Raw genomic sequence first — 17,957 nt, 5'->3', positions numbered from 1 at the left:
GGACAAGCGGGAATGCAAACAACTGGAAAAAGAATCGCGGCGATCGTTCGCGCTTCCAACGGATTGAAGCACGGCAGAAGGGTGCGGCGGAGCAAGAACCTGTTACGGATATTCCGACCTGCCTGAGGATCGTTGACGTCGAAATCGCGCTTATCGGGTTCGCAGCATAGAACCGCCCCCGCCTCTTCGCTCAGGAACGCAGCCGGACGCGGAGCGCGATGAACCGGCGCAGCTCCTTGCGGTGCGTGTACGCCAGCAGCAGCATGCTCGCGAGCCAACAGGCGAGAATGGCGCGGGCATAGCCGGCGACGAGCAGGAAGACGCCCAGGAGCAGCATGCCGAGCACGACCTGGAACCCGTCCGCCTCCGAGCCGGTCGGCCGGCCCCTCGTCAGCAGGCGCGAGCCTGCAAGCAGCACCGCGAGTATGACGGCATAGGCAAGCGAGGCCGCGAAGCCCGTGAGCGCGCTCCATACGCCGAATGTAACCGCGATCGCTTTGCCTCCCCGCCACCGCATGAAGGGCGAGAACGCGTGCCCCATAATGGCGGCCGCGGACGGCAGCACGAGCCCGAAGCCCGATACGGTGCCTGTCGCGACGAGGCAGGCCAGCGGCACGTAGCCTTTCAGGAAATCGAGCGCAACGCCGGCCAGCCCGTGCGCGTAGCCGGCCGCGCGCCATAAATTCAGCGCCCCGGGGTTGCCGTCGCCGACTTCCTTCAAATTCTGCTTGGCCTGCAGGCCGAGCCAATAGGAGAACATCAGGGAGCCGGACAGAAACGAGACGAGCGTCCACAGAATGATCATTTGCCGCGGCCCCCTACCTCGATGCGCCTGCCTTTCCAGGCGACGCGCCTCAGGAACACGACCTGGAACGCCGAGTACAGCATCACGAAGAGGAAGAACGCGGTGCTTAGGACATGCAGCAGCGGCATCCAGCGGCCGAACCGGCCTGTATAGCGGACGAAATAATAGATCTGCGCGGTATACAGCGCGAACCCGATAACAAGCGGCAGCCACAGGGAAGTCCAGAGAAGGAACGGCGCCGCCTCGGATACGATCAAGCCGATCAGCCACACGGCGACGAGCAGCGTCGTGCGGACGTTCAGCCTGCCCGTGCTGAGCACGGCCCCTTTGCCGAAGCCTTCGATTTCGCTGCGAATGCCGCTCGGATACATGCGGAAGGACACCATGCCGCGCCCGATAAAATTGGTGACCGGTATGCCGGCCTCCCGGTACTTGGCGCCGAGATTCAGATCGTCGAGCAGCTCGGAGCGGATCGCTTCATGGCCCTGCGCCCGCTCGTAGTCCGCGCGGGTCGTGAGGATGCAAGAGCCGTAGAGCCCCTTCCTCGGGTTCGTCCGTTCGAACGGCGACGTGAAGGCGAACAGGCCCAGCAGGTTCGGAATGAGCGCCAGCTTCTCGTGCGGTCGCTCCGTAACATGGAACGGCACGACGGAAATCACGCCTCCCTCCTGCTCTCTCGCCGCGAGAAGCGATTCCAGCGCGGCCGGGGCGAGCCGGACATCGGCGTCCAGGAACGCGATCAGATCGCCGGATGCCTGCTTATACCCGTTCCAGACGGCCCAATTCTTGCCCGTCCAACCCGGCGGCAGCGGCGCGCCCTCGACGACGGTCACGCCATAGAGCTCCGCGGCGGCTCTCGTCCGGTCCTCCGAATGGTCGTCGACCACGATGATCTCGTACGGCTGCGCGGTTTGCTCCCGGAGAGAGGCTAACAGATGGGGCAAATTGCGTTCTTCGTTCCTGGCCGGAATAATGACGGACAGCTTTGGCTCCTCCTTCAGCCGAGGATCGCTGCGGCGGCGAAAGGGGATCGTACTGCGGCGGAACAGGATCAGGCCCGTGGCGCATGCGCCCGCGAGCAGCGCGGCGATCAGCAGGTTCATCCTCTCACCTCCTTCATACTTTAGGATATGAATCTAGCATTCCGGATATGGCCTTCAGGACTAGAAACTTATGTAAAGGGTCAGGGAGACGGAGCATTCTTCATGATTCCATTGCCGTATTCGCGTCCGATGGAACGAACGGACTCCTATGAGCCGCACGACCTATTCGGGCAGCAAATGTTCTTCCTCTTCCGTTCGACACGCTCGAGGCGAATCCTGCAACCGCCCCGCGGCTGCGGGCAGCAAACACGCGCCGCGCCAAAAACCTCAACCGCATCCGGTTGAGGCTTGCTCGTTCGTCGGTTATTGCGGGAGCGCGCAGGCAATCGGCAGATCGGACTTGCGGACGTCCATGCCCTTCTGCAGCTTCGCCTTGCTATGGCCCCCCCCTTGCATGTCAGCTCTCTGCGATCAATAGGTGCGGATGATATTCTCGATGCAATCCATGAGCTTATTGAATTCGGCCAGCGCCTGCTCGGGGTCATGCGCCGCGATGCCCGCAAACATCGTATGATGGTACTCGTAGGTGGCGTCGAACAGCTTCCCGTCGCCGAGCGGTTCGTTGAAGAATCGCTCGTACAGGCTGGATATCGATTCGAGCACGCTCGCCAGAATCGGATTGGCGGCCGCCTTCATCACGCCTTTGTGAAAGTTCAGGTCGATCCGGGAAGTCGGCTTGCCCGCTTCCTTCAATTTACGGTACTCTTCCAAGCAAGCCGTCAGCTCGCTGATCTGCGCCGGCGTAATCTGCTTCGCCGCCAGCTCGACCGCCTTCCCTTCCAGCGCCCGGCGCACGTCCAGGATCGAGAGCAGGAACCGCTTCTCCTTCTCGATCTTGATCTTGCCGCTGAACCGGTATGTATCCACGTCGCGGACGTAGATGCCCTTGCCGTTAATCACGGTAATGATCTCCACCGCCTCCAAGTAGCGCAGCGCCTCGCGGAGCGAAGAGCGGCCGACGCCGAACAGCTGCGTCATGACCTCGACCGATGGCAGCTTGTCGCCTTCCTTCAGCCCTCTTTCTTCAATCAGGTTCTGGATTTCCTGCGATATCAATTCCGGCATCGTTTGCCGCTGGACTTTAGCCATGTCGCTCTCCTCCCCGTCTCACGGATCCAGCATCGCTGGTCTGGTTATAGCTGCAAATCTTGCACGTCCGCCCAGGCCTGCTCCAGATCCCGGATCAGATCGTCCGCGCTCTCCAAGCCGATATGCAGCCGGATCAGGCTGCGCGCCCCGGGCGAACACAGGTCGCCGGCGGGATTGACCGTCACGAGCGATTCGAACCCGCCCCAGCTGACTCCGATCTTGAAGAAGCGGAGCCGGTTCGCCCATTCCCGCATCTTCTCCGGCGATTCGGCCGACTCGAACGAGAACAGGCCGCTGGAGCCGCCCATCTGCCGCGCGGCCAACTCGCGCTGCGGGTGCGAGGGAAGGCCGGGGTGGTTGACCTGCTGCACGTAAGGGCGGCCGAGCAGATGCGTCGCGACCGTCAGCGCGCTGCGCTCGTGCCGCTCCATCCGGAGCGGCAGCGTCCGCAGGCAGCGCGTCAATTGGGCGGCCGTAGCCGCCGTCATGATGCCGCCGAACAGCATGTATTCGTCCTCCGCGATCCGGCTCATGAGCCGCTTGGCGCCCATTACGACGCCGGCGACGCTGTCGCTCTGCCCGGAAATGTACTTCGTGACGGAATGCACGACCAGATCGATCCCCAGCTCCAAGGGCCGCTGGAATACCGGCGTCGCCCAAGAGTTGTCGACGATGGTCGCAATGCCCCGGCTGCGGGCAAGCTCGGCGCAGGCCCGCAGGTCCTGCAGCTGGAACAGCATCGACGTCGGGCTTTCCAGGTAGATCAGCTTCGTCTCCGGCCGAAGGGCCGCGCGGATGTTATCCACCGAACGTCCGTCCACCAGCGTCGAGTCGATGCCGAAGCGCTTCACGTACTGGGTCACGAACATGCGCGTCGGGCCGTACGCCTGATTGACGCAGACGATATGGTCGCCCGTCTTGACCGCCGACAGAATGGCGGCCGTGATGGCGGCCATGCCCGAGGCGAAGCACTTCGCCATCTCCGCATGCTCCAGCTCGGCCAGCTTCTCCTCCAGGTAAAGCACCGTCGGATTGCTGCCCCGCGAATAAACGTGATGCGTCTGCGCATCCTGCGCCGCCTGCGTGAACTTGTCGTACGTCTCGAAGGCGAACAGGCTCGTCTGGTAAGTCGGTACATTGATCGATCCATGATGGCGTTCATCGACGGCATCGTGGGCTACCGACGTATAATGCCATTCCCGGTCGTTCCTCTCGTTCATCGTTCATGCTCCTCTCCTTCGCCTTCTCGGGCTTAGCCTTTGACGGCCCCCTGCGTCAATCCGTCCACGATGAAGCGCTGCGCGATCGCGAACAAGGCGATGGTCGGAATGACGGACAGCACCGTTCCGGCCGACATCGCTCCCCAATCGACGTCGAATTTCATCACGAACGAATTCATCGCCACGGGCAGCGTCTTCAAAGACTCGTCGTCCAGGAACAGCACCGCCATGAACAGCTCGTTCCAGTTCTGCACGAACGCGAAGATGAACGTGGCCGTGATCCCGTTCACCATCACCGGCATGATGACGCGGACGAGCGCCGACAGCCGGGAGCAGCCGTCGATCATCGCGGCCTCTTCCAGACTCGACGGAATCCGTTCGAAGAAGCCCTTGAGCAGGATGGTCGAGAACGGAATCAGCCCGACGGTATACATGAGGATGAGCGAGGATCGCGTATTGATTAGATCCATCTTGGTCATCAACAGGTACAGCGGCGCGAGCGACACGAACCCGGGCAGCATCTGGGTCAGGAAGAAGCCGAGCATCACGTTGCGGTGGCTGCGGAATTTGAACCGGGCCAGTACGTAAGCGCTGAGCACCGCGATGCAGACGACGATCGCGGCGGCGCTGAGCGAGATCAGCAGGCTGTTGGCGATATAGATGTGGAACTTCGAGATCTTAATGATGTTCACGTAGTTCTGGAGCGTCATGTGATCCGGCCAATAGCGCAGCGGGAAGGAGAAAATCTCCTTCTGCGGCTTCAAGGACGTAATGACGATCCAATACAGCGGGAACACCATCACGACCAGATAGAGCGCCAGGAAGACGACCTTCGACCCTTTCAACATTTGTCGTTTCATGTTAAAAGTCCCCCAGTTTCTCGGATCGCGTAATCGTGAGATAGAAGATCGTGTAGAGCAGCAGGATGCCGATCATGACGATGCCGATCGCCGAGGCCGCGCCGTAATCGCCGCCGTACATGATTTTGTCCAGCATGAGCGAGGACAGAATATGCGTCGAACCGGCCGGGCCGCCGTTCGTCAAGCCGTAGATGATCGACGGGTCGTTGAAGATCCAGATCGCGCGCAGCAGCGTCGTCGTAATGACGGTCGGCATGATGTAAGGGAGGGTAATGTTGAGCAGCTTGCGGGCGCCGCTCGCGCCGTCCATGCTTCCCGCTTCGTAGAGCTCCGACGGCACCGATTGGAGCGCCGCCAGCAGCATGATCGCGAAGAAGGCGATCCCGTACCAGACGTTCGCGATGATGACCGACGACATCGCCCAGCTGGGGTCGGACAGGAAGCCGATGCGCTCGTGGATGATGCCCAGCTGCAGCAGCAAGTCGTTGATGACCCCGATCTGCGAGTTGAACATCCACTTCCAGATCAGGCCGATCAGGAAGCCTGACAACGCCCATGGATAGAAGACGAAGCCTTGGAAGATCCCGCGGCCGCGGAACCGCTTGTTCAGCAGGAGCGCGACGGTCAGGCCGACCGTAAACTGCAGAATGAGCGAGATGAAGACCCAATAAGCCGTATTAACGGAGGCATGCTTGAATTTCGCGTCCTGAAACATCGTCTTGAAGTTGTCGAGCCCGATAAAATGCACGTTGGTCAAATCGAATAGCTGGTAGTTCTGAAACGCCATGACGATACCGCGCAAGAACGGGTAGTAGGTGAAAACGAGCACCAGCACGAGCGCGGGCAGCAAGCTGAGAAAGATGAATCCACGCGGCGAATTGCGGAAGCCGCTCCGCATTCGCTCGATAACGGAAGCCTGATCCCCTTTCATGAACCGCACCACCTTCTTAGGAGGATTAAACCGTAACGATGGGTGGCTGCGCGCCACCCATCGTCCACGAATCATCGCTTACTTATTTCAAATTCGCCCGCTGATCCGCCCAGAACTGATCCCACTTCTTGAGCGTGTCGTCGATCGATACGTTGCCGAGCAGCAGCGACTGGCCGGTTTCCATGGCGACCTGGCCCCATTGGCTCGTGCCCGGATACTTGGTGTTGGCTTTCAGGTTGACGAATTCGTCCGGCTTGGCGGACATCTCGAGCAGCGACTTGTACATGTCCGTCTGGAAGAACGGATCCTCGCTCGCCGTACTATGAATCGGGATGAGCGCCGTCTTCTGGGCGAAGTACGTGTTCTGTTCCGGACTCGACAGGAAGGCGATCAGCTTGAACGCTTCGTCCTTGTGCTTCGAGTAGGACGTAATGCCCCAGCCGCCGCCGCCCGTGGCGGTGAACGCCTTGCCGCTCGGACCTTTCGGCATCGGCGCCGTGCCGATCGTGTTGACATCCATCTTCTCCATCAAGGCCGGAATGGCGTCAGGATCCTGCAGCAGGATGCCGGTAACGCCCGACGTGAACGCCTGCACCTGCTCCTGGTAGCCCCAGTTGATCGAATCCTTCGGCGAGCCTTCCTTGTACAGCTTGACGTACAGCTCCAGCGCCTGCTTCGCTTCCGGCGTGGAGAACATCGTCTTGCCGTCCTTCAGGAACATGGAGTCGTCATGGTCGATGTTATTGAAATTGTAGTTCAGGATGATCGTGTCCGGAACGCCGTTCGCGCCTGCGCCGCCGCGGAACGAGAAGCCGTAGCGGTTCTTGCTCGGATCCGTCAGCTTGATCGCGGCCGCCACCATCTCTTCGTAGTTCGTCGGCGGCGCTATGCCCTTCTCCTGGAACCAATCCTTACGGTAGAACATCTGGCGCTGATACATGCCGTTCGTGATGAAGTACAGCTTGTCGTTCAGCGTCGCAACCGTTTTGGCGACGTCGACCTCGGTCGCGTAATCCGGCCAGTTCTTCACGTAATCGTTAAGCGGCTCGAGATAGCCGTTATTGGAAAATTCGGAGACGGTCAGGTCCCGCACCTCAAGCACGTCGAGGTCTTGCTTGGCTCCGAGAATCGTCTTGATCTTGTTGTCGGCTTGGTCGAACGGAGGCGAGATCAATTCCACTTTGATGTTCGGGTTGGCATCTTCGAACTTCTTGATCATTTCGTTCAATACGGTCGTACGCGCCGGGCTCGTCAGACTCTCGATCATCCGCAGGGTGACTTTCTTCCCTGTGTCGCTCTTGCCGCCATTGCTTTCCCCGCTGCTGCTGCCGGCGTTGTTGTCGCCGCAGCCGGCCAGCACGCCCATGAGCAGAATGCCCGCCGTCGCGCCGAGCAACATCGTTTTCTCTTTTTTTGCCGCCATTGAAATAGCCTCCTTTTCGAATAACAAGCCGTCAAACCAGACTGTCATGAATCCCCTCGTCATCCAAGCATATACTCCGCCTGTCTGATAGGTTTATTGTAAATGAAAGCGCTTTATTCTACAATACCGTTTTCTTTTAATTTCGAATTTTATTTTTTTTCCGACTTCGCCGGAGGCGTATCGGCAGGGACGCCAAGAGGCAGGGAGCGTCTCCGCCCCTGCCTCTCCATGATCGTTCCGTCCGCATTCCTGGTCTCTCCCTCATGGCTGCGTGTCTAGAACCGCTTGGAACGCCTCAGCACAAGGCCGGAAACCGCGAGCACGAGCAGCGCGCAGCCCACGATCGCAAGCGCCTCGTTGCGCCGGTTCCGGTTATGCTCGGCCCCGTCCGCTTTCGATGCGTCCGCGTTCTCGGCCTCGGCGGCGGCCGCCGGCTTCGCATCTGGCCGGGCGTCGTTCATCACGGCCGGGTCGCCTCCGGGCGCGTCCGCATCCGCCGAAGCGCCAGCCGGCATGCTTGCCGGCGCTTCGCCCTGCGTCGAGATGCCGGTCACGGTGGAGGACGTCTTCTTCAGCTTGTAGGGAACCGTCTCCCCGCTCCAGAAATGGAAATTCAGCGTCACTTCCTCGTCATCCTTCAATTGACCGAGAAACTCCGGCTTCAGCTCAATCTGTCCGCTCTGGTAATCGGGCGTGAACGCCAGGTCGAACTCCTTGTACGGCGTCCAATCGTTGGGTCCGGCGTTGCCGCCTTCCTCGTAGGTCGCTTCCATCGTCGCCAGCCGGTCCCCGTTGAACTGCGCCGGAATGCCGACGAGCGAATCCGTGCCGTCCGTGCTTTGCAGCACCGGCGTATCGTACGTAATGACGCTCAGCTTCCAATCCGCGCCCGCGGAGAAGGAGCAGGTCAAGTTGGCGTTGACGCCCGTCGCTCCGTTCATCAGCGACTGCAGCAGGCTCGCTTTCAGAATCAAATCCTGGCCTTCGAGCGCATAATCCGTTCCGTTAACCAGCGTCTTGCCGCCGTTCTTCAGCGCGGCAAAGGTATTGCCGTTCAGATTGAGCGGGATGCGGATATCCGCGGGCGCCGCGTTCGCCTTCATGAACACCGCATCGGTTTGCGCCGTGGAGGAACGGCTCTTCATCCCCGCCATGATGATGCGGTACAGCTCTTCATCCGACCACGTATAGCCCCGTCTGTCGAAATGCTGGCCGTTGTCCCACAGCATGAGCGGGAAGCCTTTCTCTCTCGCATAGTAGGTCATGTATTCAAAGAACTTCAGCACTTCCCCGTGCTCGACCGATTGCAGCGACTTATCGAAGCCGAGGAGGCCGAATTCGCCCACGACGACCGGAATGCCCTTGACGGACAGCGTGTTCGCTACGCGATCGAACGTGTCGATAAGATCCGTCTGCGCTTCTTGGTCGAACGTCGTCGCTCCCGCGATATTGACGCTGAATTGCCAATAGCCGTAATAGTGGAACGTCGCGATGAGGTTCTTGTCCTTCAGGCTCTCGATTGTCTTGAGCAGCTCGTCGAGCCTGTCGCTCTGCGAGGCAGAGGCCGCTATGGTGGGCAGCACGAGCGGCCGCTTCGCATTATGGCTTCCGGAAGCCCGCACGGTATGAACGAACGTCGTATTCAGCTCGTTCAGCATCGCGAAATAGACCGGCGAGTCCTTGTTCCAATCGTCGGAGAAGCGCGGCTCGTTGATGCTCTCGAACATCAGCTTCTCGGGATAATTCTCGAAATACGCGGCCACCTGCGTCCAGATTGCCTTGAATCGCGCCAGCACGTCGTCATGCTGCGACTCCATGTTCATGACCCAGCCGGAATCGTGATGCATATTGACGATGACGTACAGGCCGGCGTCGAGCGACCAGTCCACCACTTCTTGAAAATGCCGCATGAACGCCGGATCGATCGCGTAATCCGGTCCCGAGCCCAAACGCTGCTCCCAGGTGACCGGAAGGCGGATGCTCTTGAACCCTGCGGCGGCGATGCCATCGATCAATTCTTTCGTTACGGCCGGATTGCCCCAGGAGGTTTCGTCGCCGCCCGTGGCATCGAACGTGTTGCCCAGGTTCCAGCCGGGCTGCATCGCATCCACGGCGGTTTGCAGGGCGCTTGCCTTCGCCGCGGGAGCCGCTGCCGCGGCAGGCTCTTCCGCGAACATGGAAAGCAGCGTAACCGATGCCAGAACAATCGTAAGAATGAATGGCGCTAAACGTTTCATGGATGGAAGGGCCCTCCTCCGCATTGAATTGTATCCGCTTACAATGGATAGGTTAAGTGTACCGCCTGGGAGGGTATTTTGGAAGGTGATTGCTGTCATTTTATTGGAAACTGCCGCATCGGTCGCCGGATGCCGACCCTCGGCACTTAACGTCGGGACACCGCCTCGCCGCTTCGCGACATACGAAAGCCCGGCCGCGCGGGACCGGACTTTGCTGCGGCTTATCGGCGATCCGTAATCGCTTCAACGCCTGTTCTTCGATAAGAATACATGCTCGCGCTTGGCCTTCTGCTTCTCCCGGTCCTGTTCGATCTCTCCCTTCAGCCGGTTCAAACAAGACGCGCACAGTTTCCCCTGCCGGGTCGGCTCCGCGCACAAGTCGCACGCATCGGCCAAATTCGGGTACTCGTACAGCTTCAGCCGGCCCTTCCGGATCAAGGCACGGATGCGCTGCACGGAAACCGCCGCCTTCTCGCCCAATTGATCGTTAGCCAGATAACGGTCGCGCCACAGCGCCTTCTCGATCGCTTCGATCTCCCGGTCCTCGCTCGCCGTGCAGCTCGCGCACAAATTGCGCAGGTTCTTCTGAAACACGTTTCCGCATTCGGGACAATGGGCAATATTTAGTTCCTTGGACATTTTCATCGCCTCGCCATTACTGGTTCTATTGGACCAATAATAGCATGCGCAGGAACGGTTTTCCTATCTTTTTCTCCGCTTGCGAGAGCCGATCAGCCCATTGCACGGAATCCAGTTCTTCACAAGCCCGAATTAACGATCCGCTAACAATTCGCCGTTATACTGATCCTACGGCAGCAAGCCAAACCCTTCATCGCAGAAAGGACCGAGGCATAATGGGCATTCATGCATATTTCCAATCGCTGACCGACTTGGAGCGGATCATCCGTTGTCCGGGCAAATTCAAGTTCCAGGAGCACAGCGTTGCCGAGCATTCCTGGAAAGTGGTCCAATATGCGAAGACGCTGGCCGATATCGAAGAAAGCCACGGCGTCGCCGTCGACTGGAAGAAGCTCTATGAAATCACAAGCAGCCACGACTACGGCGAAATTTTCATCGGCGATATCAAGACGCCGGTCAAGCACTACTCCCTGGAGCTTCGTTCCATGCTGCAGCAGGTCGAAGAAGGCATGGTCGCGCATTTCATCGACGAGCATATTCCCGAGACGTTCAAGTCGATCTTCCGCAGACAGCTGCGCGAAGGGAAGGACGATTCCGTCGAAGGGCAAATTCTCGAAGTCGCCGATAAAATGGATCAAATCTACGAGGCGTTCGCCGAGCTGCAGAAAGGGAATGCCGAGCAGGAGTTCATCGTGATGTACCGGTATGCGTTGATCAAAATCAAAGGCATCCGGCTGCACTGCGTCGATTACTTCCTGCAGCACATTCTGCCCGACTTGGTGAGCGAAGGGGCGCGTTCCCCGATCGACATCGAGCGGATTACGAAGGAAGCGCTGGCTTCCTGAGCCGGACGCGTCGATCCGCCGCCCTCGGAGCATCCTCCGCGGGCGGCTCCGGCTCAGAACTTGGACCCAAATTCAAGGGCGCTCCGTCAGACGCCCTCCATTCGGTATCATCACTGAAGCTTGCCTTCGCGCAGCAATTCGACGGACTTCTCAATGCGCCGCTGCCTTGTTTCGGCGCTTTTGGCACCTTCGATATTCAATACGAACCGACGCTTGTTGCTGTACGACATCCCTTCGAAAAACTGCCAGGCACCTCCGTGGCGTTTGAGCGCCTCCGCAAAATCATCCGGCACGCTAACCTCGCGCGGCGCGGTGTCCAGTTCGAGTTCGACCTCAATTTCATCCCCTGCCTCGATGCCTGCCCCTTCGCGATTCTCCTTGCTGACCCCCAGCATGAATTTCCCGCCCATCGATGCAATCGAGCTGCGATAGGTATAAGAGCCAATCGACACTTTGACTGCCGGCTTCTTCCCCCCTCCGAGCGCCTCCACGATTTCATCAGGGACGTGAATGCCGGTAGCTGTTTTCTTGCTGAGCTGAAGCGTAGTCATAAATTTCATGATCGAGCCCTCCTCGGTTCATTTTCATTGCGATAAAGATGAATAATCATCCTCCAGTATAACGACGATCATCTTCTAAATTATACCCTATCGACCAAAAGGGTGGATTCAAGCGGGCAACGAAGTTGACATCACAAGTGAAATCATTTATTTTGATCATAGAGTATCTTGATTGTCGAGATAAATATAAGGAGGATTCGCTTTTGTCAACCACGGAATCTGGGCAGCCCACCGAGCAGCAGGAAAGCCTAACGATAGGTATGCGCGGCATGGGAACAAGAACGGTACTCTACCAGCAGCGTGTCGCTGCCGCTTTAGGACTTTACAATAATGATTTTTTGTCCGTTGACATTCTGTATGAGAAAGGGCCTGTCACCGCCGGCGAGTTATCCAAACTAACCGGACTCACGACGGGCAGCGTCACCGCCTTGATCGATCGACTGGAGAAAAGCGGCTTTGTGCGCAGGCAGCCCGACCCCAATGACCGTCGCAAAGTAATTATCGTCCCGCTGTACGAGGATCAAGAAGCGGTCCGCAATATATACCTGATGCTCCACGAGGCCATGATCAAACTGGCTTCGTCCTATTCGGATGAAGAGCTTGCGCTCATTACCCGGTTTTTGCGCAGAGCCAGCACCGTTCTGGAGGAACAAATTCATATTCTAAACGATAAGGGTTGAGTCCAATGGCAGTACTGCTTCTATACGCTACGAAGACAGGAGCAACGGCGCAATGTATAAAGGTTCTATCGGAAGAGATTCCGCAGTGTACGATTTGCAATCTAGAAGCGGACAAGGCAGCTATCGAGGATTTTGATCGTATTATATTAGGTGCCGGAGTCCGGGACGGAAGAATATACAAACCGCTTCGCGACTTTATCAAAAAAAATCATGCTGCATTGCTGAATAAAAGAGTGGGGGTTTTTATTTGTAACGAGAAACCCAAAGAGACCGAAGATATCCTAGAGCGGAATATCCCCGCCGCGCTGAAAGAAGCCGCTATCTGCATGGAATCGTTTGGCGGTTATAAGGCTTATGCCGCGCCGAAAGAAGGTGCCGATCCATTGAAGGGGATTTTCGTAGATCGGATAAAAGCTTTTTCCGAAAAGTTTAAAACATAATCTTGTACAGATTGACTATTAAGGGCCTGCCTGTGTCGGCAAACCCTTCGTCCTTGTGTCCACATTGCCTATTCGCCTAACAACAATTTCTCGAAGCAGAGATACGGCAGCTTCCGCATCGGATAACGGATCGCGCCGACTTCGGAATAGCCGGATCGCCGATACATGGCAACGGCTCCGGGATTGCCGGTATACACGTCGAGCCGGACGCTGGTGCCGCCCGAGCGCATCGCATGCGCCTCGGCGAACCGCAGCAGCCGCTTGCCGAGGCCGTGCCCCTGGCGGTCGGGATGCACCGCGAGCCGGTGAATGCACGCCGGATTGCCGGCCATGTCGAGCCATGGCAGGGCGTTATATTTCCCGCTCTGCCGGCGGTCGACCACGACGGCTCCGATGATCTCGCTCCCGTCATGGATGCCGAACGCCGTTCCTCTCCGCACGTCGCCGCCGATCACGAACCGGTTCGGATAGAACCGGTCCCATTGCTTCACGCCCGCACGGATCAGCGCGGCGGACACTTCGCGGTACAATAAGGCCAATCGCTTCGAATCCCGCAGCGTTAGCCGAACGATCTCCATTCGTTCCCCTCCTTCTTCTTCCCTGTGCGCGATCCCGGTTACGCTCCGTTCTGCTTGATCGCCGTCAGCCTGGCCGCGGCATGCCTGCGATATACGACGGTCCAGAGCACGGCGGCGCCGATGAAGCCGTACAGCACGATGTTCGAGAACGCCAGATAGCGCTCCGTAGACATATGGTAGACCATGTATACCCGCACGATGGCCTCCCCCGTGAGCATGATGCCCCATACGACCGTCATCAGCCGCATGACGAAGCGGAAGTATCCATACATCCAGTTAGCCTGGAAATCGGCGCCGCTAATGAAGCGCGCGGCCAGATGGTACATGAACGGCCGGCGCAGCGCGAGCGAACCGAGGAAGACGAGGCCGACGCCCGCCGTAATCAGCGATTCCCGGATTAGCAGCATCTTCTCGCTGCCTCCCAGCAGGACGAGCGCCATCGTCAGCAGGAACGTGAAGAGCATGAGCGCCCCGAACGCGTCCAGCTTGCGGTGTTTGGCCAGGTGGACGATGTTGTCGGCGAGCGGGACGAGCGTCGCGATCGACAGCGCGGCCAGACTGCTCATGTAATCGGACAGCCAGACGTACAGCGCCCAAGGCACGACACCGTTGATCAGAAGCGTGAAGACGACTAGCATTCGTTTCGACATTTCATCCGACTCCTTCGATGGATTGGGCGGCGCTGCGGCTGCGCTTGCCGAGGTACGTTTCGGTGATGCCCAGGTTCAACGCGATGGCCAGATAGACGGCGAGCGGAAACGTAACGCTGCGCGGCGCATCGATCGTCAGCTGGACGATGCCCAGCACGATGCGGAAGGTGACGAAGACGAAGGTGATCGCGTAGCTGCGGAGCATCCATCGCCGATGGCGCGCCACGTTGCGCTTCAGGATGTATCCGATGCCGATGGCCGTCGTCCCGAACCAGAACACGTCCAGCACGAGGAAGGCGATCGTCGACGGCGTGCCCCCGGTCGCATAGAGCGCGATATAAGGGACGACGAGCACGTTCAGAAGAATGGCCGCTCCGTAGAGCCTGCCCAGCAGCTTATGCCTTACCGGATGGCGGCGGCTGCGGTGCGTCAGTTGATATGCGCCGATCAGCAGCGCGGCAATCCCGAGCAGGATGTGGGGATAGAAGAATAATTTCCATACGGCGTACGGGAACGAGGCATCCTGCAGCTTGGCGGACACCATGCCCGCCTGGCTCGGCTTGAAGATCGCATATTGAAGCACGATATAGAAAGTCAGTACGTACGCAAGCACGTAGAGAACGGGTAAAATGATTTTCCTGTTCAGCATCGTCATCGAACGCTCCTTATCCCAATGCTTTGGTCATAAAAGCAATCAAGTCCTGCACCGTCATGCTGCCTTGCTCTCGCAGAATCGTATTCTGCACCCGCATGCCGTAGGTGAACATCACGAGCATATGCGCTACTTGCGCGCCGTCGACCTCTTTCGGAATCACCCCATGCATCTTGCCGACATCGATCCAGCCCGCGCATGTCTGCAGCGTGAACCGGTACATGTCCTGCACGATGGCCTCGACCTTCTCGTTGTCCATCTGGCTGAGCAGGTAGATGAAGATTTTGTTCGTCACGTCCTGCGCGTTTGCGGAGCGAACCATGCCTTCGGCGATAAGCTGCAGCGGGCTGCCGAGGCCCGACGTATTCGGACTCGCCACCACTTCGGCGAACCGCGCATTGATTTGCTCCACGCGCGATTTCAGCACGAGGCCGAACAATTCGTCTTTGCTGGAGACGTAATGGTAGATGGCGCCTTTGGACAATCCCGTACGCGCGATAATGTCCTGCAGCGTCGTCTGCCTGCATCCCTTCTCTTGGATGAGCGCCTCGGCGGCATCCATGATCGTTTGAAAGCTTGCTTTGACAGCTGACATAATGTGTACACTCCCTTTTTTAAACCGACCGTCGGTCTCTTTAAGAAAAGACTACCATACCGACCGACGGTTTGTAAATAGGCTGCTTTGCGGTTTTTGCAAGCTGCCTTCTCGTCGTCGACCTGCCGCATACGAAAGCCGCATCCTTGTACGGATGCGGCCAGGCAGTCCCATAAGTCATCTTAGGTGACTGTGGGAAGCCCCTTCTTAAGGATAGGATTCTTCATTCTATCCGCAGACTGTTGAAAAATGTTCGGGTCGAGGCCCGCGGCTGACCGCGTTAGCGCTAGGGCACCATGCATCGTCAGACGTGTGCCTCCTCCACCAACGGACTCAGGCAGGCGGACAGACGATCCGCTATTTGATCGCCATCGGCGTTTTGGAAGCAACGATCGGACACAGGATGCGTTATTGGCTCCTGGATGCAGCCAAAAACCGGATTCCGGCATTAATAGCGCATCTCCTATCCGGCAGTGAGCAAATAATCGATGCCTACGAGCAAATAAAGGATCTCATGTCCGTTGCCCATGGACGTTCTCGACATGCAGCGACCAGTTGCGGTGCTTGATGCAGAAGAAGGCGGTACGCGAGAAGCTTTCCGACGAGTAGGGCAATGCCCTTGCGGTCCGGAGGGTGCATGAGCCGGAACGTCTATTCGGACAACTGAAGAGCAACCTGGGAATTCCGGCGGTTCCTGATTCGAGGTTTACCGGAAGCACGCTTAGGGGCGGGTGGCGGTCGGTCGCTCACAATCTGCTAATAGTGGCGGCGGTCGATGCAAAAGACCCAAGACGATGCAGAGCCAGGTCTGCCCTTCTTGGGTCTGTGCGGTTGTACGGTGTTTGGAGCCTCTCCTAACTTGCTTACGGGACAGCCCCTAGGCCGGCGGAGGCGAACCTCGCCGTTAGACATTCGGCATGGCATTAGTCATTCGGCGCATTAGTCATCGTCATCAGGCAGGTATACGTCCGATAATTTGCCCGGCCGATAGTAGGGATAATCCAGTTTGCGCTGAATCGTCCGCGCCGTCTCTTCGTTCGTTAACGATTCGATCAGGTACAAGCCCAGATCGATCGAGGCCGATACGCCGCCGCCCGTAAACGTATCGCCGTCCCGCACGCCGCGTGCTTTCACGACCTCCGCGCAATAAGGAGTCAGCAATTCATAGGCGGAAGGATTGGTCGTCGCCCGCTTTCCGTTCAGGAACCCCGCGGCCCCCAGCAGCAGCGCCCCCGTGCACACCGATACTTTGTACCGCACGTCGCGGGCGCTCCGGATCCACGTCACGAACGCCGGATCATGCCGCAGCTCTCTGGTAGGCATGCCGCCCGGAATGAAGATCATATCGTAGCCGGACAAATCCGGATTAACCCGATTCATCATTACTGTCATGCCCCGATCGTCCGTGATCGTTTCCTTGTTCGCGCACAGATCCCATGAGACCCCTTCGATGACATTCAGAATGCCCAGCCAGGATACCGCTTCATGGAAGCCGATGAAATCCAGCGTCGTCATCTTGTCGAACAGGATATACGCAATCTTCATCCCGTCACCCGCCCTTTCGGAAGAAGTCCGCGCGCTCCATGAAGTACTCCTCGACCTTCGCTACGATCGGACCTCCGTCCGCTTCGGACTGCCGCTTGGCCTCCATCCATTCCGGGTCTTGCCTGAATCGCTCCCATAGCCGCTGCCGCTCCGCGATGTCGGCATACGCCATTAAGTAATAGAGCTTGGGCTGGCCGGCGGCATCGATCCAGAAATCGACCACCTTCATGCCCAGCCGCTCGAAAATCCCGAGCGTATGATCGGCGAAACGGTCCCGAATCGCGTTCATCCGGCCCTCGTGTATCGTATAGATGCGTAATTCGAACATGTTCTCATTCGCTCCTTCGGCTCATTCATCGTCATTCATGATCATGATTCGGTATGATTCGGTATGATGCATAAATTCGCCAAGATGTATAACGACAGGACAGGCTTGCGAACGTCGCTGCTGGCATCCCCCCTTACAAGCACAAAGAGGCAAGGGATACGATCCCTTACCTCTGCCCAGGCGTACGGCGTACCGATCCGCATGCTCCCCCGCGGTTCGCCGCGTTCGCCAGTTACATGCAGTCGTTAAATTATCTGAATACTATCACGATTCCCAAATGTTAGTCAATCGGTTCTTCATTCGGTTTAGATCAGGCAGGAAAGGATAGCCTACGAACAGAACAAATAGCGATGTCCCATACTTAGGAGGCGAACATGGGAAAAGTCGTTCATTTCGAGGTTCATGTCGATGATATGGAACGCGCGAAGACATTTTACGGGGAAGTATTCGGATGGACGTTCGAGAATTGGAGCGAGTATGCCGGCATGCCTTATTTCGGAGCCGTTACCGGCGACGCCGACGCCATGGGCATCAACGGCGCTTTGGTACAGCGCCGCGGTCCCGCTCCGCAGCCCGGCCAGCCGGTGAACGGCTTCGCGTGCACCATGGGCGTGGCGGATTACGACGCCGTCGAAGCGAAGATCCTCAGCCTGGGCGGCAAAGTCGCCCTGCCGAAGTACGCGCTGCCCGGCATGGCGTGGCAAGGGTATTACCTCGACACGGAGAACAACGTCATCGGCATCCATCAGCCGGACGCGAACGCGAAGTAAGCTTCGC

The 17,957-nt window shown here is 58.2% G+C and carries 20 protein-coding genes and 1 riboswitch; of the genes, 4 read left to right on the top strand and 16 right to left on the bottom strand.

The features are described from left to right. Positions 1-190: 190 nt before the first annotated feature. From GXP70_RS02650 to GXP70_RS02610, 9 genes are all read right to left on the bottom strand, one after another. A complete protein-coding gene (locus tag GXP70_RS02650) occupies positions 191-805 on the bottom strand; it encodes a glycerol-3-phosphate acyltransferase (RefSeq protein WP_162355034.1) in 615 nt (204 codons plus the stop codon). Further along, positions 802-1,908 carry a glycosyltransferase gene (locus GXP70_RS02645; protein ID WP_162355033.1) on the bottom strand — a complete coding sequence of 369 codons (1,107 nt, stop codon included), beginning with the start codon at positions 1,906-1,908 and terminating at the stop codon, positions 802-804. Before GXP70_RS02645 ends, GXP70_RS02650 begins: the two co-directional genes overlap by 4 nt. 411 nt (positions 1,909-2,319) lie before the next feature. Further along, positions 2,320-2,997, bottom strand: coding sequence for a FadR/GntR family transcriptional regulator (locus GXP70_RS02640; protein ID WP_162355032.1), 678 nt, complete (start codon positions 2,995-2,997; stop codon positions 2,320-2,322). Positions 2,998-3,041: 44 nt separating this feature from the next. Next, positions 3,042-4,217: a trans-sulfuration enzyme family protein gene (locus GXP70_RS02635; protein ID WP_162355031.1), complete on the bottom strand. Its 1,176-nt coding sequence runs from the start codon at positions 4,215-4,217 to the stop codon at positions 3,042-3,044. Positions 4,218-4,249: 32 nt separating this feature from the next. Further along, positions 4,250-5,077, bottom strand: a complete 828-nt coding sequence (locus GXP70_RS02630; protein ID WP_162355030.1) for a carbohydrate ABC transporter permease — start codon at positions 5,075-5,077, stop codon at positions 4,250-4,252. Between the two features lies 1 nt (position 5,078). Beyond that, positions 5,079-6,008, bottom strand: a complete 930-nt coding sequence (locus tag GXP70_RS02625) for a carbohydrate ABC transporter permease (RefSeq protein ID WP_162355029.1) — start codon at positions 6,006-6,008, stop codon at positions 5,079-5,081. Positions 6,009-6,090: 82 nt separating this feature from the next. Continuing rightward, a complete protein-coding gene (locus GXP70_RS02620; RefSeq protein ID WP_225442638.1) occupies positions 6,091-7,431 on the bottom strand; it encodes an ABC transporter substrate-binding protein in 1,341 nt (446 codons plus the stop codon). Positions 7,432-7,706: 275 nt separating this feature from the next. After that, entirely contained in the window at positions 7,707-9,668 is a 1,962-nt protein-coding gene (locus GXP70_RS02615; protein ID WP_162355028.1) for a cellulase family glycosylhydrolase, read from the bottom strand. 243 nt (positions 9,669-9,911) lie between these two features. Next, positions 9,912-10,307, bottom strand: a complete 396-nt coding sequence (locus GXP70_RS02610) for a hypothetical protein (RefSeq protein ID WP_162355027.1) — start codon at positions 10,305-10,307, stop codon at positions 9,912-9,914. Between the two features lie 215 nt (positions 10,308-10,522). On the opposite strand from GXP70_RS02610, the gene GXP70_RS02605 reads away from it, so the two are divergent. Further along, positions 10,523-11,152: a YfbR-like 5'-deoxynucleotidase gene (locus GXP70_RS02605; protein ID WP_162355026.1), complete on the top strand. Its 630-nt coding sequence runs from the start codon at positions 10,523-10,525 to the stop codon at positions 11,150-11,152. Positions 11,153-11,262: 110 nt separating this feature from the next. On the opposite strand, the gene GXP70_RS02600 is transcribed toward GXP70_RS02605, so the two are convergent. Further along, positions 11,263-11,712: a YdeI/OmpD-associated family protein gene (locus tag GXP70_RS02600; RefSeq protein ID WP_162355025.1), complete on the bottom strand. Its 450-nt coding sequence runs from the start codon at positions 11,710-11,712 to the stop codon at positions 11,263-11,265. A gap of 260 nt (positions 11,713-11,972) precedes the next feature. Between GXP70_RS02600 and GXP70_RS02595 the strand changes: the two genes are divergently transcribed. Continuing rightward, a complete protein-coding gene (locus tag GXP70_RS02595; RefSeq protein WP_162360260.1) occupies positions 11,973-12,392 on the top strand; it encodes a MarR family transcriptional regulator in 420 nt (139 codons plus the stop codon). 5 nt (positions 12,393-12,397) lie between these two features. After that, positions 12,398-12,832: a flavodoxin domain-containing protein gene (locus tag GXP70_RS02590; protein ID WP_162355024.1), complete on the top strand. Its 435-nt coding sequence runs from the start codon at positions 12,398-12,400 to the stop codon at positions 12,830-12,832. Between the two features lie 68 nt (positions 12,833-12,900). On the opposite strand, the gene GXP70_RS02585 is transcribed toward GXP70_RS02590, so the two are convergent. The 6 genes from GXP70_RS02585 to GXP70_RS02560 all read right to left on the bottom strand — a co-directional run bounded on the left by GXP70_RS02585 (position 12,901) and on the right by GXP70_RS02560 (position 17,180). After that, positions 12,901-13,410, bottom strand: a complete 510-nt coding sequence (locus GXP70_RS02585; RefSeq protein ID WP_162355023.1) for a GNAT family N-acetyltransferase — start codon at positions 13,408-13,410, stop codon at positions 12,901-12,903. A 38-nt stretch (positions 13,411-13,448) separates the two neighbouring features. Then, positions 13,449-14,060 carry a VC0807 family protein gene (locus GXP70_RS02580; protein ID WP_162355022.1) on the bottom strand — a complete coding sequence of 204 codons (612 nt, stop codon included), beginning with the start codon at positions 14,058-14,060 and terminating at the stop codon, positions 13,449-13,451. 1 nt (position 14,061) lies between these two features. Further along, positions 14,062-14,709 (bottom strand): DUF2306 domain-containing protein, encoded by a 648-nt coding sequence (locus GXP70_RS02575; RefSeq protein ID WP_162355021.1) that lies wholly within the window; start codon positions 14,707-14,709, stop codon positions 14,062-14,064. A gap of 16 nt (positions 14,710-14,725) precedes the next feature. After that, the gene (locus tag GXP70_RS02570) at positions 14,726-15,307 is read right to left on the bottom strand and encodes a TetR/AcrR family transcriptional regulator (RefSeq protein ID WP_162355020.1); all 582 of its coding nucleotides are present in this window, start codon (positions 15,305-15,307) and stop codon (positions 14,726-14,728) included. Positions 15,308-16,246: 939 nt separating this feature from the next. Next, a complete protein-coding gene (locus GXP70_RS02565; protein WP_162355019.1) occupies positions 16,247-16,852 on the bottom strand; it encodes a DJ-1/PfpI family protein in 606 nt (201 codons plus the stop codon). A 4-nt stretch (positions 16,853-16,856) separates the two neighbouring features. Then, positions 16,857-17,180, bottom strand: coding sequence for an NIPSNAP family protein (locus GXP70_RS02560; protein ID WP_162355018.1), 324 nt, complete (start codon positions 17,178-17,180; stop codon positions 16,857-16,859). A 167-nt stretch (positions 17,181-17,347) separates the two neighbouring features. Then, a riboswitch (ZMP/ZTP riboswitch) is annotated at positions 17,348-17,426 on the bottom strand. 128 nt (positions 17,427-17,554) lie between these two features. Between GXP70_RS02560 and GXP70_RS02555 the strand changes: the two genes are divergently transcribed. Continuing rightward, positions 17,555-17,950 (top strand): VOC family protein, encoded by a 396-nt coding sequence (locus GXP70_RS02555; RefSeq protein WP_162355017.1) that lies wholly within the window; start codon positions 17,555-17,557, stop codon positions 17,948-17,950. Positions 17,951-17,957: the final 7 nt, after the last annotated feature.

The sequence above is a fragment of the Paenibacillus lycopersici genome (assembly GCF_010119935.1).
GTDB classification, from domain to species: domain Bacteria; phylum Bacillota; class Bacilli; order Paenibacillales; family Paenibacillaceae; genus Paenibacillus_Z; species Paenibacillus_Z lycopersici.
Note: the sequence above shows the minus strand (reverse complement) of the source record. Positions and strands in the feature narration are given on the sequence as shown.

Bases quoted from the DNA above. Each gene is read 5' to 3' on its own strand.
- GXP70_RS02650 (WP_162355034.1), bottom strand. From the start codon at position 805: ATGATCATTCTGTGGACGCTCGTCTCGTTTCTGTCCGGCTCCCTGATG.
- GXP70_RS02645 (WP_162355033.1), bottom strand. From the start codon at position 1,908: ATGAACCTGCTGATCGCCGCGCTGCTCGCGGGCGCATGCGCCACGGGC.
- GXP70_RS02640 (WP_162355032.1), bottom strand. From the start codon at position 2,997: ATGGCTAAAGTCCAGCGGCAAACGATGCCGGAATTGATATCGCAGGAA.
- GXP70_RS02635 (WP_162355031.1), bottom strand. From the start codon at position 4,217: ATGAACGAGAGGAACGACCGGGAATGGCATTATACGTCGGTAGCCCAC.
- GXP70_RS02630 (WP_162355030.1), bottom strand. From the start codon at position 5,077: ATGAAACGACAAATGTTGAAAGGGTCGAAGGTCGTCTTCCTGGCGCTC.
- GXP70_RS02625 (WP_162355029.1), bottom strand. From the start codon at position 6,008: ATGAAAGGGGATCAGGCTTCCGTTATCGAGCGAATGCGGAGCGGCTTC.
- GXP70_RS02620 (WP_225442638.1), bottom strand. From the start codon at position 7,431: ATGGCGGCAAAAAAAGAGAAAACGATGTTGCTCGGCGCGACGGCGGGC.
- GXP70_RS02615 (WP_162355028.1), bottom strand. From the start codon at position 9,668: ATGAAACGTTTAGCGCCATTCATTCTTACGATTGTTCTGGCATCGGTT.
- GXP70_RS02610 (WP_162355027.1), bottom strand. From the start codon at position 10,307: ATGTCCAAGGAACTAAATATTGCCCATTGTCCCGAATGCGGAAACGTG.
- GXP70_RS02605 (WP_162355026.1), top strand. From the start codon at position 10,523: ATGGGCATTCATGCATATTTCCAATCGCTGACCGACTTGGAGCGGATC.
- GXP70_RS02600 (WP_162355025.1), bottom strand. From the start codon at position 11,712: ATGAAATTTATGACTACGCTTCAGCTCAGCAAGAAAACAGCTACCGGC.
- GXP70_RS02595 (WP_162360260.1), top strand. From the start codon at position 11,973: ATGCGCGGCATGGGAACAAGAACGGTACTCTACCAGCAGCGTGTCGCT.
- GXP70_RS02590 (WP_162355024.1), top strand. From the start codon at position 12,398: ATGGCAGTACTGCTTCTATACGCTACGAAGACAGGAGCAACGGCGCAA.
- GXP70_RS02585 (WP_162355023.1), bottom strand. From the start codon at position 13,410: ATGGAGATCGTTCGGCTAACGCTGCGGGATTCGAAGCGATTGGCCTTA.
- GXP70_RS02580 (WP_162355022.1), bottom strand. From the start codon at position 14,060: ATGTCGAAACGAATGCTAGTCGTCTTCACGCTTCTGATCAACGGTGTC.
- GXP70_RS02575 (WP_162355021.1), bottom strand. From the start codon at position 14,709: ATGCTGAACAGGAAAATCATTTTACCCGTTCTCTACGTGCTTGCGTAC.
- GXP70_RS02570 (WP_162355020.1), bottom strand. From the start codon at position 15,307: ATGTCAGCTGTCAAAGCAAGCTTTCAAACGATCATGGATGCCGCCGAG.
- GXP70_RS02565 (WP_162355019.1), bottom strand. From the start codon at position 16,852: ATGAAGATTGCGTATATCCTGTTCGACAAGATGACGACGCTGGATTTC.
- GXP70_RS02560 (WP_162355018.1), bottom strand. From the start codon at position 17,180: ATGTTCGAATTACGCATCTATACGATACACGAGGGCCGGATGAACGCG.
- GXP70_RS02555 (WP_162355017.1), top strand. From the start codon at position 17,555: ATGGGAAAAGTCGTTCATTTCGAGGTTCATGTCGATGATATGGAACGC.